The organism is Burkholderia lata (genome assembly GCF_902499025.1).
Lineage (GTDB): Bacteria > Pseudomonadota > Gammaproteobacteria > Burkholderiales > Burkholderiaceae > Burkholderia > Burkholderia lata_C.
In genome coordinates, this window is sequence record NZ_CABVPW010000107.1 from 1 (window position 1) to 1,262 (window position 1,262).

Genomic DNA, 1,262 nt, shown 5'->3' on the forward strand with positions numbered 1-1,262 from the left:
GCGGTGATGAACCGTGTCGAAGTAGCTGGCGAGGTCGCCCTCGATGACCCAGCGTCCGGCGACGCTTTGTTCACCACCATCCTGCAGCTGAAGCTTCACCGTGCGAATTGCATGATGTACGCTGCCGGCAGGTCTGAAGCCATATGAAACCGGATGGAAGTCGCTCTCCCAAATCGGCTCCATCGCCATCAGCATTGCCCGCTGCACAATCCGGTCCCGCAGGCTCGGAATGCCGAGTGGCCTGAGCTTGCCGTTCGCCTTCGGTATATACACGCGTCGCGCAGGCAGCGGACTATAGGAGCCCGCCAACAACTCTTCGCGTATCGTCGCCAGTTCATGCTGGAGTTTCGCTTCCATCATGCGTCTGTCGATCCCGTCCACGCCCGGCGTGCGAGCTCCGCTGGAGGCCAGCGTGATGCGAGCCGCTTCGCTCAGCCAATCCCTATCGGCAATCAGTCTCAGGAGTCGATCGAACTTGCGCTCTTTGTCCTCCGTCGACCATGCCGCCAGTTTGCTTTGCATTTCACTGATTATCAAAGGTCTTCACCTCACTACGGTCAGCTAATCAACCAAACAAACCACTTCAACTGCCTCCCTTCGCCATGTGGCCGGCTTTCCCGACCTCGGACTACTACGGAGGCTCCGCCAGCCTGCACGTCATCGGGGGCACACTCCCTTGGCATCCGTGCAGACCTTCCCCAGTTCACATGCTGGACTCAACGCATGGGCGAGGTTGCCTGTCGCAGTCTTTATCCTTGCTTGCCGCAAGTCGTCGCGAACACCACGGTCTAGCTGCGCGCTCCCCGTGGTGCCACGCTGACCGGCATTCGTATCCAGTCAACGCTCGTGCCGCCGGGCCATACGTGTGACCGGCAGCAGTTCGCGGCCTGTCCATAAAGCGGTGTGGGCAGGGGTGACATTTCAACCTTCAGATGCGGTTTAACAGGTTCGTGTTCCTCAACCGTCCCATGCTCAGCCTGGAGGCTCATCTTGGCGTAACCGCTTCGCCGCAAGCCCCGTTTCCCACGGACTACGTCACCTTGCCAGTGTCGGCAAGTCACCGCCGCTTCGGCTCACTTCCTCTCGCAGCAGAGGAACGGCATGCCCCGGTACTACAACGTCAACTCCTCCGGGTACTGCATTCCAGACATGCTTAAGCAGCTTCACCCCCATACGGGCGGGCTACGCTGGCTGGGCGTACCATACGTAAAATCCGACACCCAGAGCTGATTCGGTCGATCGGCCTTGAACTGCCGGTTCAC

General features: G+C 59.8%; 1 protein-coding gene. It reads right to left on the reverse strand.

The features are described from left to right. A partial coding sequence (locus BDI24065_RS40830) for a reverse transcriptase domain-containing protein (protein ID WP_254609968.1) occupies positions 1–522 on the reverse strand: 522 nt, incomplete at its 3' end. Positions 523–1,262: the final 740 nt, after the last annotated feature.